Source organism: Flavobacterium xizangense, assembly GCF_054075145.1.
Window position 1 is genome coordinate 87,223 of sequence record NZ_JBSIPG010000013.1, and the last position, 14,337, is coordinate 101,559.

The 14,337-nt window shown below is 35.1% G+C and carries 7 protein-coding genes and 3 pseudogenes; all 10 read right to left on the minus strand.

Features of this window, described 5'->3' with window-relative positions; translation table 11 throughout:
• Positions 1–298: 298 nt before the first annotated feature.
• Positions 299–1,084 (minus strand): hypothetical protein, encoded by a 786-nt coding sequence (locus ACWA1B_RS20355; RefSeq protein WP_456910123.1) that lies wholly within the window; start codon positions 1,082–1,084, stop codon positions 299–301.
• Between the two features lie 592 nt (positions 1,085–1,676).
• Positions 1,677–2,126 (minus strand): annotated as a pseudogene (locus tag ACWA1B_RS20360) (IS1 family transposase).
• A 157-nt stretch (positions 2,127–2,283) separates the two neighbouring features.
• The gene (locus ACWA1B_RS20365) at positions 2,284–2,706 is read right to left on the minus strand and encodes a hypothetical protein (protein ID WP_456910125.1); all 423 of its coding nucleotides are present in this window, start codon (positions 2,704–2,706) and stop codon (positions 2,284–2,286) included.
• Between the two features lie 5 nt (positions 2,707–2,711).
• Positions 2,712–3,410 (minus strand): DUF6973 domain-containing protein, encoded by a 699-nt coding sequence (locus ACWA1B_RS20370; RefSeq protein WP_456910192.1) that lies wholly within the window; start codon positions 3,408–3,410, stop codon positions 2,712–2,714.
• Positions 3,408–3,602, minus strand: a pseudogene (locus ACWA1B_RS20375) (RHS repeat domain-containing protein); the annotation flags it as partial. The gene ACWA1B_RS20370 and the pseudogene ACWA1B_RS20375, both read right to left, overlap by 3 nt.
• An 84-nt stretch (positions 3,603–3,686) precedes the next feature.
• Positions 3,687–4,392: pseudogene (locus ACWA1B_RS20380) on the minus strand (IS1 family transposase).
• A gap of 195 nt (positions 4,393–4,587) precedes the next feature.
• The gene (locus ACWA1B_RS20385; protein WP_456910127.1) at positions 4,588–5,298 is read right to left on the minus strand and encodes a leucine-rich repeat domain-containing protein; all 711 of its coding nucleotides are present in this window, start codon (positions 5,296–5,298) and stop codon (positions 4,588–4,590) included.
• Between the two features lie 432 nt (positions 5,299–5,730).
• Positions 5,731–9,270, minus strand: coding sequence for a DUF6443 domain-containing protein (locus ACWA1B_RS20390; RefSeq protein WP_456910129.1), 3,540 nt, complete (start codon positions 9,268–9,270; stop codon positions 5,731–5,733).
• An 8-nt stretch (positions 9,271–9,278) separates the two neighbouring features.
• Positions 9,279–12,200: an RHS repeat domain-containing protein gene (locus tag ACWA1B_RS20395; protein ID WP_456910131.1), complete on the minus strand. Its 2,922-nt coding sequence runs from the start codon at positions 12,198–12,200 to the stop codon at positions 9,279–9,281.
• A gap of 32 nt (positions 12,201–12,232) precedes the next feature.
• Complete coding sequence (locus ACWA1B_RS20400) at positions 12,233–13,891, minus strand: T9SS type A sorting domain-containing protein (RefSeq protein WP_456910133.1); 1,659 nt, start codon at positions 13,889–13,891, stop codon at positions 12,233–12,235.
• Positions 13,892–14,337: the final 446 nt, after the last annotated feature.

Here is a 14,337-nt window from a genome sequence, read left to right on the forward strand (position 1 = left end):
AACTAACTAACTAACTAACTAACTAACTAACTAACTAACTAACTAACTAACTAACTAACTAACTAACTAACTAACTAGATAAAAAGAATCTATTCGGAAAAATAGAGGAAATTAAAATCCACTCTCAAAAATTCTCAGAGCAATGGCTGGAGTTATAAAAACCAGCAATTCAGGATAGCAGTAGTGTTACAAATTCATGCTTTCTAAAAATTTCTTCAGATTTTTTTCAATAGCAGTTTTGCCTGAAATAGAATCTTCATAAAATAATGTTCTAAAGCCAGAAATATCAAATGGAAGTTTATCTCTTTTTTTTTCTATCGCAAAGCAGAATAGTAGGCTTATTAATAGCATGGGCGTATCCGAGTTCGTAGTAGACATTAGGATTGTCCGGAGTAATTTCCGCAATAATAATTGTCGAATTTATTATAGATTTTACAACATCTGCAATGATTGGTGTTGTTGTGTAGAACTCATCAGCTCGTTCACATTTGAAACCGAAGTTTTCACAAACAGGTTTTATGACTTCTGTATAGAGCTGATTGTATTCAGAAGTAAATTGCATCACAATAAATGCAGTAGGTTGCATTGCGGAAACCTGGATGTTTGATATGATTATTTCCGATTCTGCACGCAAATAAAATCGAACTTGTCCTTTTTTTATTTCTTGAATTTTTTCTGCAATTTTCACTCCATTGACAAATAAGGTTATAACAGACCCTTCTACTCTTATTTCATAATCATATAATTTTTGAGGTTCAAAAGAGTCTGAAAATGCTCCTCCTTCAGGCGATTCCCAACGCTGACTCTCTCGATCAAATCTAACCATTCCAAAAAGATACCCCATGGTATTCATACCGATATTCAGATCACCTTTATCAGTAGCAAGAATAGTTTGAGCTAACGCATAAGGGTCTTGAGTTTTAACCGTAAATTTGATAACACCATTTTCGAAATGAATGTTACTATTAACTATTGTGATGTAATTAAACTCAGCTCCATCTGGCATCACACCCTTTTTTGGCATATATATAATTTCACCGTCATCGACTTTAGCACTTCCAGCTGTTATGATCCAATTTACCATATATTATCACGTTTCTTTATAATAAAATTAATACAAAAATATAAAATTGACGAAGAGAGTTATTAAAATAATGCTTCTTATCATTGCTGATTTTTATAATTACTACCAACTTATATATATGTCTGACTATATAAGAGTTATGCACCCTAAATTGGGGTGCTATGTCTGACAATTATCAGTGTTATATATTTTCAAAAATAGGATTTTTATTTCATAAACCATCATACGGGCTTTTTATTTAATGGATTCTTTTCGTACTGACATGAGATTAAATTTCGGTGCTCTTGGAACTTTAATGAGCGGGAACATGACTCTAACCAGCATGTGTTAAATTCTATTTAATTGTCAGAAATAAAACAGTATTTAATAATTCGTAATATTTAAATAAAGATCCCACTACAGCCAACCTCCCCCTCACCAGCCAAAATCAAAATAAAAACATTCTGAGAAAAAAAAAAACTAACTAACTTACCAATTAACCAACTAACTTTTTAATAATCTCCCATTTAAAAAACAAACCCTTCCAGCCATCTTCCCTACCCCTGGGCAAAATCATACTGGAAAGAATCTTAAAGAAACTTGCTGTTAAGGTTCAAGTCCAGAGATAAATCTTCAAACAGTAAAAATCACTAATCTTTTACTGAAGCAGATTATCCGCCTGTTGAGTCGCTTTAGATGGGTTCTGAGTGTCAGATTCTTCCTTTCAATATGGTTTGTCCAAAAAACGTCTTACCAAATGCAGTTTCTCATCATAATTGGCTTGACAATGTTTATGGCAGTTGAAACAATTCTTTTCAATAATGTTGTGGCTGATATTTTCAGCATTCTTGACCTACTTCTTATACCTAATCCCTATTTGGTTCATTGAATAATATTCTGGTTCACCTCTTCCTTATAAGCCCGATATGCATAATTTTCAACTCTGGTTTTTCCTTCATTTTCTGCAAACATATCTTTGATTGCCAGACTTTGTCTTTTCATACTTTACCATCTTTCGAATATCACCAACACATCTGTAACACCTAGTCTGGTTTGGGCTCATTTTTTTCGATTTAAGGCATTATAAAATGAAAAAACAGCCCGAAGGCTGTCTTAATTTTTATGCGGTATTACTATAAACATCTGATTTTCTGTAAATGTTAGAGGCAATAATTAACCACCAACACATCTGATACATTATGCCCATCTGACATATAACCTTAATCAGAAATTAAAAGGAATTTTATATTTCCTCTTTGTTCAATTTTTACTTTAAACTTGCTATTAGCATTATCTTTTATTGAATAAATGCTATTTTGATGTACGAGTTGTTCATTCTCTAAGCCTTCAAAATTACTATTTCGGTTTTCTGTATAAATAATTTTTCCTTTTTTCATAAAAATTATTGGTCGAGTAAATTCTTCATAATTGTTATATCTTTTCCCAATAATAGACTCAATATATTCCAAATTACTTATTTTATGAAAAATATAAACTGTATCCCATTCGAAATCAGTATAATCTTTTAAATCTATTTCCAATTTGTGTGTGTTTGAAACATCTTCAAAAACTTTTTCATCAAAATTTTTATTTTTACAAGATGTTAATAAAATTAAAATTAATGTTACTAAAATATTTTTCATAAAATCTAAATTTTTGGTCCTTTAATGGCATTTGTTCGTTGTCTTGCAGCTTCTACTTCAGCTTTCACTTCTTTATCTCTACTAGCTTGTTGAGTTGGCGTATATCCATTATCATTAGTAGTGGTTAAGGTAGCTTTTGCATTGTTATATTGGTCTTGTGTTAAAATAGTTTTTCCAACACTCCATGTAGTAATTGTTCCATCACTATCTACATTCGGAATTGCAGTATAAAGCCCATTGTAATTAAAATAGTCTAAAATTGCTAATGCTTTCTCTTGCATTGATTGACCTTCAGTTGCCTCACCTATTTTTCTTCCAATTTGGTTATTTAACAAATCTATAGTTTGATCCGCATCTGCCAAAGAAGAGAATGTCATTTGTAAATTAGAACCTGTAGCTGTGTAAGGGTTTTCTTCATGCGCATTCCCTACTTCTTTTGCAATTTTAGAACCAAAATTATCAGTTATTTCTGCCTGCCATAAAACATGTCTAAATGCATTAATATGTGAGCCTTCATTGCTATCATTTTCTGGTAATCCTGTATTTATTGCAAAACGTGCAGAATTAGTTGAAATATTTGTCGAATTATGTGTCACATCTCCTATAGAAAGGGCGATAATAGGATGCCTTAATGCAAAACCTATAGTTCTAGTTGTTTTAAAAGCTGAATAATAACCCGGACCAACTGGATCTCCTGGAGCCATACCATCTGAATCAATAAAATAAACCGGATTATTAAATGCATAATTATAAACACTATGTCTTCTCATTTTCTCTGCCAATGGGTCAATATTCATCCATCGACCAATTGCAGGGTCATAATTACGTGCTCCATAGTCATACATATTAAGCCCCAGCTCGTCTTGGAGCTCCTTTCCGTTGTACTTATACTTATAAGGGTTTGCAACTATTTTTACAAGTTTTTACCTGTTAAATACAAAATTTTTAAGAACATGATTTTAAAGGATAAACTTACTGTTTTATTGCTCAATCCAAAAATAAATCTTCAAAACAGCAGTAAAAATCAATAAACTTTTACTGAAGCAGATTGTCCTGCGGTTGAGTCGTTTTAGATGAGTTCTGAGTGTCAGATTCTTCCTTTCAATATGATTTGTCCCGAACTGCTTTACCGAATGCAGCTTCTCGTCAATCAGATACCTGTAGTTTTTTAATCTGTCTGTAAATATCTTTTTAGCGTCAGATAATTTTAAAGTTTCCAGAACACGGTTCAGAGTTTTATTGGTTCGTTTTCCAACATTAAAACTCACAACTGTTTTAGAATTCTTTTCCAATGCATAAACCAGCCAGATATAATTTTTCTTGTGTCTGATATAAGTACACAGCTCATCGACTTCATAAGTTTTGCCTTTGCTGATAATTGGCTTGGAAATACTTCTGGCAATAGAAACAATCCTTCTCAATAATGTTGTAGTAGAAATATTTAATATTCTTGCTGTGCTTCTTATTCCCAAACCCTCTTTGGTTAATTGAATGATATTTTGATTGATATTTAATTTGTAAGCTTGATTTGTATAACTTTCTATAAAACGGTGACAGCACATTTTACAGTAGTACTGCTTTTTATAATTTTTAGTTCTCCCATTTTTAACAACCTTTTTCTCGTTACATTTTGGACAATTTTACATCATCACTAACTTTGGAACACCATGTCGAATTTTTATTCATTTTAGCACATTTAAGGCAATAATAAAACAAAAAAGATGAGCATCACTGCTCATCTTAAAATTATTTATTTCTAAAATTTGTTCAATTTCAAAAGGTTAGAAATCTAAAATCTTATATCACTAACTTTGAAACACTACCGATTTTCTGTAAATGTTAGATGCAATAATTAACCACCAACACATCTGATACATTACCCTAATTTGATACTTTTATACTCTGCATAGGTTTAAAGTTGCTCTGTTTTTCTGATTTTAATAAATTAACTCCATTATCAATGTAGAGTGTTTTCAATATAAGATTGTTAGAAATATCTAACTTTTCAATTTTAGTAGAATTAAGATAGAGCTGAACTAGCTCAACATTCTTTTTGACATCTATCAACTTTAAATTACCATTTTCAGACAATTGTAAAGTTTTTAATTTAGGAAGTTCATCCAAAATAATCTTTTCGAACATATTTCCTTGCAGATACAATGACTCTATATTAGTAGTGCTAATTAAAACCAGTTCATTTAACCCATTTCTAAATGCATAAAGTCCTTTTAATTTTGGCATATTTTTAATTACCAATTTCTTTCCTAACATATTTTCTCCTACGTAAATTTCTTCAATAGTTGAATTGTTAAAAAATACATCTAAGTTTGCAACTTGATTTTTCATTGCATTCACTGTCTTTAGTTTTTTGAAATGCACTAGATCATCTAAGCTTTTTATATTTCTATTTGAAATTTTCAGCTTACTTATAGTATCTATTTCAGTAATTTCAATTTCATTATCTTTATTTACATCATAGCCTAATTCAAACAATGTTTTTTTTAAATTTTCATCTTTAAATTTAATTTTTTGCGCATTTAAAATACTTGGGGGAAAAACTACCAAGAATAGTAAAATATAAAACAGTCTCATATAATTTTCATTTAATTTCTTAATAAATAAAGATATTATAAATTACAATAATAGCAAGTATAACAGAAGTCAGTACTCTGTAGCATTTAAAATTATAATAACTATTGAAAGCATTATTGGTTGGCTTCTTCTTAAAATCTACTATAGTGTAAATTAAACGCTGCTTTTTACTGAGTATAACTTAACTCATACCAAAAAGCGGAAACAAAGCTAATATACTTAAATTTTTAATAAAATATTTTTCTCAAAACAAACATTACAATTGCAAATATACATGCAATTACTACGAATAAAAGACGATAAAATCTTGAATTTTGATAAATACCATAGATATTATCATTTGATACCTTTTTAGAATTGATTAGTTCTTTTATAGAAATAAAAACAATTATAACCAATAAAATAATCCATAAATAATCCATATTCCAAAATTTATTTTAATTTATCAATTTGATTATTGGTTTCATTGATGAGAATATCATTAAATATTTCACCTGTTGTTCCAAAATTATTTTCGGGAGTGTTTAATTTTTTTGAAAGAACTTCAGAACCAATTGTTCTAATTGATTTCCCTAATTTAAAATCTCCACTTGCGAAGCCTTCGACAGTATTGTTAATTACATCACCAGCAGCTCCAGTAGTGGAAAGTATTCCTCCTAAAGTTGCTAGAAATGCAGCTACTGGTTCCGCTCCCATTAATGCAGCACCACCTGCAGCTTTAGTCGTTATATCTCCAGCTTTTTGTAAAGCTCCAGGTAAAAATTCTCCAGTAGCATCTGCAATCCCTTTGTTTTCAGAGATATAGCTTCCATTATCTGTGGTTAAACTAACATCATCAACGTCCATCTTTCCACTATTGTTTACAACAAAATTACCATCAGGTGCAAATTCAACAATAGTACTATAATCCTCGGTATGTGCAACTCCAGAAGCAAAAACTTGTTTTACATTGCCATATCCTTTAGCCTCGGCTTGTTCTTTTGTTTTAACATCAGCATCATAAGTTATATGCTGCTGTCCATTTGAACCTGTCCAATTTATCCAGTCATTCGGAGCCATTCCATCTGGATCGATAAATCGAATCGGATTATTAAAAGCATAATTATATGGACTATGTCTTCTCATTTTCTCTGCTAATGGGTCAATGTTCATCCAGCGACCTAGTGCAGGGTCATAATTACGTGCCCCATAATCGTACAACCCAAGCCCCATCTCGTCTTGCAGCTCCTTCCCATTATATTTATATTTATTAGTACTCTCCGGCAATACTACATATCCCTTGTGTTTTAATCCAAAAGGATAATAATGGGTTTCATCAATAATTTCAAGAACCTGTGTAATCGGATTTTTAGAATAGCTTACTCGAATATTCCCCAAGTGGTCCTTATACTGGTAAACATAAGAAAATGTTCCTCCTGTATTTTTAACATAGCCTTCTCCCGTTGGGAAGAACTCTAAAACATTGTTTTTGTACTGATAGCCATCAATATAATTAGTTGAAGTGGCTAATGCACCTTCGGTCACAATTTTTTCTAATTTCTGTCCTATAGCATTGTAAAAATACTCAATCGTTCCCGTTGTTCCAAATGTAATTTTCTTGGGAAGGTTTAAATGGTTATAAGTTATGGCCGTGATGTTTTTATTTTTATCAGAATACAAGTTACCGTTGTCATCATAGCTGTAATCGTCCCCTGAAAGATTGGCATCTTTAAAGCCGCTAATATCATTAGACCCATCCAAAACGGCAGTGAGCTGATTAGAATTGGTTGGATATGTATAAGTCAAATTATCAATTTCGAAATACCCGGTCTGAGGATCATGATCTCCATTACGGATTAATGTCTTGATGTTTCCATTTTTATCATAGGTCAGGCTTTCATCATATGCGCTTGTTATGTCGGCGTTTTTCTTATAAACCGCATTTTTCAGCCTATCCAGATTATCATATTTGTAGCCATATGCCCTTTGTGCTAAATCAGTAGCGGTCTTCCAGTAGGTTTCAGAGATATTCCCATTGTACATTTGGCTGACTCCTGCTATACCGGACTGGATGATATCGTAATTGATTTTAAATGCGAACAAATCGACAGGATCTGTATCCTGCTGCAGATTGCTTATATTGTTGATAGCTGTAAGCCAACCTCTGACATTGTACTTAAAGTCTACTTTCTGAAGCGGGTTTGCAGTATTGTTGCCTACCTTTTTACTTTCCAATTGCCCTAAAGCATCATAGGTATTTTCCGCCAGCATTTCTATTGCTCCACCGTTGATCTGGTGGGTGTGGGTAAGTATACGGCCTTGGGGAGAATACACGAATTCTTCCCTTACCACAATTTCAGCATTTCCCGATGTGCGTTTGTGTTTGGTGATGGTATAGAGTGTCTTGCCCGAAAAATTAATTTTACTGTCAATCGATGTATAACCCCCAAGATAATTCTGCAGATAGCTTTTGACCGGTCTTGCTCTATCATCATAAATAATAGTGCTGGTTTCTCCTGCAGCAGAGGATGCTGTAGTAATTGCTCTTGTCCAGCTTCCTGACGCCAGGCCCTTGATATTGCCTAAGACTGGCTGTCCTTCTACAGTGCTCGGGATAGGCTGGGCATTTGGAAATGCATAATTGTCATAATAATTGACGGTCAGCAGTTTGAAATTAGTTGGTGTGATGGCGTTGCTGTAATAGACTTCTATTCCGTCTATGGTTCCTGAAGACTGTTTGGTTTCAAATAGGACCGTCGCAGCATTTTGAGAATTCTGAAGTGATTTGCGAGTCGCGGAATTTGCAGCCTGACTGCTCCATCCACTATAGACAGGCCTGCTGAAAGCATCATATTTTGTTATAATCCACCCAATTGTACTATCATCTTTAAAAGGCGATACAGCAGGCCCAATAGCTGCGACCCTGTCCAGTTTATCATAAACGATAAATTCCCACTGCTTTCCCGGAAGCTTTTTCTCTACGAGACGATTTTTGTCGTCATATTTGTATTGGTAGCATAATCCATTTAGAACGTCGATATTGATAGTTCCTTCTGCTTTAGGCGGAATTACATAAGTCAAATTTCCATAAATATCATAAACATAGTAGGTATCATGTTTTTCTCCCGCGTCATAAGTCCTTTTCAAAACAATCTGTCCATCCTTGTTTTTGAATTCTACTGATGATGCCAAAGTTTCTGATCCGTTAGATGGATTGTTTTCATTATAAGTAATTGTTTTAAACAATTGGCCCGTCTGATAATTTCCAGCATCAACCAGACTGATGTCATATAGACCATACGAATCATTCCAGGAAGCATTAGCCGTGTACATCTTTACATCGCTGTTCGAGCAGGTTTCATAATTCATTTTAATTTCATGCCCATTCCACATCGCCCATGGATTTCCGGGAGCAGCCTGCTTCAATAACCTGCCAATCGATGAAGGCTCCAAATATTTCTCCGAGTAAGGATTCGCCGTATTACCATACTTATCGGTATTATAAAAATTGAGCGTTCCCGTTTGCGCATCCGGTTGAAACCCCATAGTAGTTGAGGAGGCCTCATACGGTAGATAATCCATAGTCCGTCTTCCATAAATATCATAGCTAATATGTGTTATGATATCCTTTGAAGAGGATGACTGCCGATTTGCAATCTGCTGCATTGGCCTGCCGAGCCCATCAAAATAGGTTATGCCGGTCTGAACTTCGTCAGGCGCAGGAGAGCCTAAAACTGAAACTGTCGGGATTTTATATGTTTTAGTAATAATATAATTGCGGTCTGGCAGAGCTGCAAAACTGTTCATGCTTCTTATATTGTTTGTTCCGCTGGAAATAGAAGGAAGCATTTGTTTTGAGGTGCCGTTTGAAGGTAATGGCCCAGACATATCACCTGCAGCGGCTATCGCAACTTGATTTGGATCATTGTTTTGTGCATTTCCGAAAAGGGTGCATGTGAAAAATACTAAAAAAAGCATTATTTTCTTTCTCATTTCTGGTCTTAAAAGGTTTGGTAATGGTATTGGTTCTCTGACAGGATATTGCCATTTTTATCTTTTACAACTTCGAGCCTTCCGGATGTATCATACTTGTAAGTAATGACATCTCCTTTAGGATCGGTAACTGTGCTTATTCCTATCAGGGGTTTATAGGTATAAGTAGTGATCATGGCATAAGGCAATGCAGTTCTCAAACTATCTAGGGCATTTAACAGGCTGGTTTCATTTGCGGCATCGGAAAGATTCTGAAGATTGGAAACATAACCTGAGACATCACCGTATGATGCATTTTCTATTTTGGCTATGGGCATGGTTTTATTGTATCCCCAGATAATTGAGACCGAAATGCCGTTTTCGGGAGTGTACTGGGTCAAATTACCCTTATCGTCATAATTATTATAAGTCACCCTTTTATCAAGGGCAGAAATTGCGGTACTGCCTTTTTTACTGTAAACAAATGATGGCAGAATCAGATATGATGAGGTATGGTATCCATACTGTGTCTCGGACTGGCTAATTAAATTGTTGTTCACATAATTATTGGTTATGACAGGCTCTGCAATCATATTTTTATCAACCATCTCCTGCATCAACGGTTTTTGGCCTATTAATTCATAAGGGTATTTGTACTCGGTTTTTACTATTTCTCCCTTTGAATTTATCGTAATATCTGTGCTTACTTGATTTCTAGAATTATAAGAGTATTGATGTGATATTTCAAAATCAGGATACTCTATAACTGTTTTATTAAGCAGTAATTTTCTGCCGGTATAGAAGGAATAGGTCTGGCATGAAAATGTTCTGGGTCTATCTACTTCATAATAGTCAGGGAAATCAGTATTATAACCATGTATATTCTCATAATCCGCAACCATGGACTGTTTTAGTTTTATACCTCCTTCTATTACTCTGGAATCATCTGTGAATCCATAGGTGTAATTTTCCTCTTTTAAAATAGCATTGGTTGCATCATAATATGTCTTACTTTTTAAATCTGTTTTTAGTCCAAACTGGTAGCCTGTAACATTCAGAGCATAACGCATCCTGTAATCATGAGGAGAGAAATCTGAATAGTGCTGCTCAAACACTTTGGGCTGGTTAATTTCAAATTCGTATGTGGTCCTTCCTAAATAGTCATCATTATTCGAAAGGTCATTTACATTTATCTCCGGGTATTCTACCATAAAATCCTGCGAAAGGCCGAAGTCTCCTATTATATTGGGTGAAAAAGTGTGGCTCAAATGGTTTGTGTAATATTCCCCATACGGATAAGATGTGAATCTTTTTATCCTGATCAGCTGCTCGCTGGTATAATCATAGGGACTTAAATAATAGGAAGGGATCCCCATCTGGTTTTCATTATACCCGTAAGTCAAGGTCTTGATGTAGCTGCTCCCTGCGAGATCATTTGAAGTAATCTTCTTTATCCTGCATCCCGCGCCAATCATTGCCGTTCCGTTTTGAAGGTACTTATTAGGCTCGTATTCATAAAAAATGTATCCTTTGGTTGGAAGGACCATCTTTTTTAAGGAAAAAAGATGCCCGTACATATTATTAGAACTGTTCTTGAAATTCCATGTTCCCAAAAGGTTGCCTAATGTTTTTTCATAATTATAGCCGCCAGGAGTAGAAACATTAAAAATATAATTGATATCGCCGAGTTCGGAGTGCAGATTAGGATAATTTGATGCATTGAAATCCTGGTACTGCGAATACAGATAATACCCCCACAAATCCGAAGTATAATGGTTGGATTGAAATGTAGGGGAGAAACCTAAATCTGCCGGGGTGTAATAAGTGAAGCTATACTGCTGGTCGTCAAGGCTGACCGAATCCAAAAAATAGTGTGGCTGCTTGGATGCGCCCGAATAAATGAAATCTATATTTTTAATTACTGTATTAGTAATCCTGTCCAAAACATTTATATTCGATAAAACTCTGCCATTCCTGAAAAAACTTACAATCTGATTTCTTGTTTTGATTTCGCTTACATAAAATGTGGTGTAATTCGGCCATAAAATCTGCTGGTCTAAACTATAGGAAACCGAACTTGGTACGAGTGAACCCGAATATGATGGATCAGCAAAATATGAATCACTAACTGTTACTGATTTGTTTTCAGGATGAACCAGATCATTATCTGAGTAGCCAATATATTTAAACTCGACTGATTCCCCATTAGGAGCATCAATGCTGCGAAGTGCCCATCCGGTAACTGATGCAGGCTTGGTCGGTCCCTGATAGGCGCTCTCTGTCAGGTTTGGAGCGGAATACCCTCCAAATCTGTATATATATCCATTTTCATCCTTGATTTCAAAACCCAAAAGTACTGCATCGTCAAAAACAGGCGTTATAACCAGATTTAATGCTTCTATAATTTCTGCTTTGGAAAAATCATTCGCATCGGGAAAAATAAAATGCCCGCTCTGGGTTAATGTACTGAATGAAAAAATATCAGCACCGGCATCGGAAATGTCCGAGGAGGCATATTCATTTCCGCTGACACCTGTGGCAAATTGTGTCAGATATTTTTCATGCTCTCTGGGATCATAAAGGCTATTTAAGGTGGCCGTAATATTGGATACTCTTTTCATTTCCTCATCAGGCCTTCCTATTACGGTTCTCGATATTCTGAGATTTGGGGTCAAATTCCAACCCACCCCGACATCGCCGTCTTCCTGCTTGTATCTTATTCCTCCAGTAGTATACGATAAGGCAATTGGTATTTCAAGTCCAGGAACTTTGATGTTCCACAAAGGAACATCGATTCTTTGACTTCCTGAAGAGCTTACTTCCGAAGTAAAATACTTTTGATAATAATTTTCAATTAGTGCGGCCTGGGGTGAAGGCGGGACAATATTTTCCTTTTGTGCTCTTATATCAATGGCGAGCATCAATACTATTACTAATATTATATTTTTCATTATTATCTAAAATTGGCAAATGATCTTTTAAATTATCTAACCGATTTAATTATTTTAACTGATTCGGTTTTTACATCAGTCTGAATTTTTACGATATAAACCCCTTCCGGATAATGGCTCATATCTACAGGAACTGTCCTACTTTTAATGGTGAAGTGCTGTAATGTTCTTCCCAGTATATCAAGTACAGTGGCCGTCCCTTCCTTAAATTCATATCCAATGATGATATTGGTATAAGTAGATGACGGATTAGGGATTGCTTCGATGTCTGTCTTTATTTTCTCAACTTTTGCCTTGTCTTTCAGTTTCACCACCCAAAAATCATTTGATCCGATATTCGATTTTTTATCTTTCGAAGATCCGTTGGAAGTACCTGCCATAATATATCCTCCATCTCTGGTTTCAACTACCTTGCGAAGAATATCATCTCCGCGGCTTCCCACTGTCCTGCTCCAGATTTCTTCTCCCTCAGCATTAATTTTAAGGGCGATATAGTCATTTATTCCCTCCTTTTCTTTAACTAGTAGATTTGCTGCTTTTGAAATCAGGCCGCCATTGGAATTTGGGGCTGAATTACGGGCATGTCCCCCGATTAAATAAGTGCCGTCGTTATTTTCCACCAGCGACGTCAGGATATCGACTTTTCCAAAATCGAAGGTCCTGCTCCAGATAACTCCTCCTTCTTTATCTAGCTTGAGAGCCCAGAAATCCGTTCCATTGCTTACTATTCCTCCTTCAGGAGTCAATGCGCCGGAACTGTTCGAGTTCCCTCCGACAATATACCCTTGGTCTTTTGTCTGGTGAATTACATAAGGTTGATTATCTTCATCCCCTCCATAAGTTTTCTGCCATTCTATACCCCCTGAATTGTCTATTTTGATAATCCAGTAATCACCGACTCCATTATTTTTTTCCGTTTTATCGCCTGAAACTGGTGAATTAGAGTATCCTGCCAGGATATAGCCATTATCGGAAGTCTCTTCCATGCTGCGCAGAATGTCGGAATATTTCCCTCCGTAGGTCTTCTGCCATTCCATCACACCATGCTTGTCAAGTTTGACAACCCAGTAATCCATATTTCCTCTGCTTTTTTCCTTCTTGCTGTATAGATCTGGCGAATTGTCTTCTGCTGATTTTCCAGTTATCTGCACACTGGTTATGGAAGCAGGGCTTGAGCTCGATGAGCCGCCGAGTATATAACCGCCGTCTTTAGTCTGAAAAGTGCATAACAATTCTTCCTGGCCGTCACCGCCTATGGTTCGCTGCCACTGCTCCTGTCCGGAGGCATCAAGCTTTATCACCCAGAAGTCTGTCATCCCCTTACATTTGTCTTTCTTTTGAAAGCTGTTTCCTGAAGTTGAAGTCCCAGCCAAAAAAAATCCACCGTCCCCGGTGTTTCTTATGCTCTGCAACAAATCAAACCCATCGCCACCAATGCTTTTCTGCCAGTCCAGTTCACCTTTTTCATTCATTTTCCAGATCCAGTAATCCAGATCACCGTGATTGTCTTCTGTTTTATCTCCTGTTTTGCTAGACAGAGAGCTTCCCGCCAGAATAAAACCATAATCGGCAGTAGGTTGTGCATCAAAAAGATAGTCGGCATGTATCCCGCCATAAGACTTCTCCCAGAGAATGTCTTGCGGGTAAGCCAGAAAGGGCAGAAATGCAAGCAGTAAATAACGTTTTTTCATTAGTAGATTAAATAATTAATTTGAGGGTTAAAACTTAAAACTAGATTTAAAAAAATAGCAATTTTATATTATGCCAAATTTTAAGGAAGTTTGCATAAGATTTTTATATTTAAAAATAACTGATTGATATAGGGAGATACTTTTTTTTTCATGTACATCGTTTTGTTATTAGAGCATGCCTACTAAAAATTCTATCAAATCAAATTTTTCTCTTGCTTTTTTACCAAAGTTTCAATAGTAAGCAGGGACTTCATAGAAGCTTTGCTTCTTCAAAATTCTTTTGATAATTTTTAAAGAAAATAAATGAGCATCTGAAAACCATGTTATTTTGATATTAATATGTTAGATTATAAATTGTCCCACAAATTCTTTAAAGCCATATGCAGCGCTCGAAAATGATCGTTCTTGAATAAATCAGTAGTTTTTATAAATTTTTCGCAATTTAT

What these genes read in the sequence shown, in the direction of transcription:
- ACWA1B_RS20355 (WP_456910123.1), bottom strand. Translation starts at nt 1,084, where the DNA reads ATGGTAAATTGGATCATAACAGCTGGAAGTGCTAAAGTCGATGACGGT.
- ACWA1B_RS20365 (WP_456910125.1), bottom strand. Translation starts at nt 2,706, where the DNA reads ATGAAAAATATTTTAGTAACATTAATTTTAATTTTATTAACATCTTGT.
- ACWA1B_RS20370 (WP_456910192.1), bottom strand. Translation starts at nt 3,410, where the DNA reads ATGGCTCCAGGAGATCCAGTTGGTCCGGGTTATTATTCAGCTTTTAAA.
- ACWA1B_RS20385 (WP_456910127.1), bottom strand. Translation starts at nt 5,298, where the DNA reads ATGAGACTGTTTTATATTTTACTATTCTTGGTAGTTTTTCCCCCAAGT.
- ACWA1B_RS20390 (WP_456910129.1), bottom strand. Translation starts at nt 9,270, where the DNA reads ATGAGAAAGAAAATAATGCTTTTTTTAGTATTTTTCACATGCACCCTT.
- ACWA1B_RS20395 (WP_456910131.1), bottom strand. Translation starts at nt 12,200, where the DNA reads ATGAAAAATATAATATTAGTAATAGTATTGATGCTCGCCATTGATATA.
- ACWA1B_RS20400 (WP_456910133.1), bottom strand. Translation starts at nt 13,891, where the DNA reads ATGAAAAAACGTTATTTACTGCTTGCATTTCTGCCCTTTCTGGCTTAC.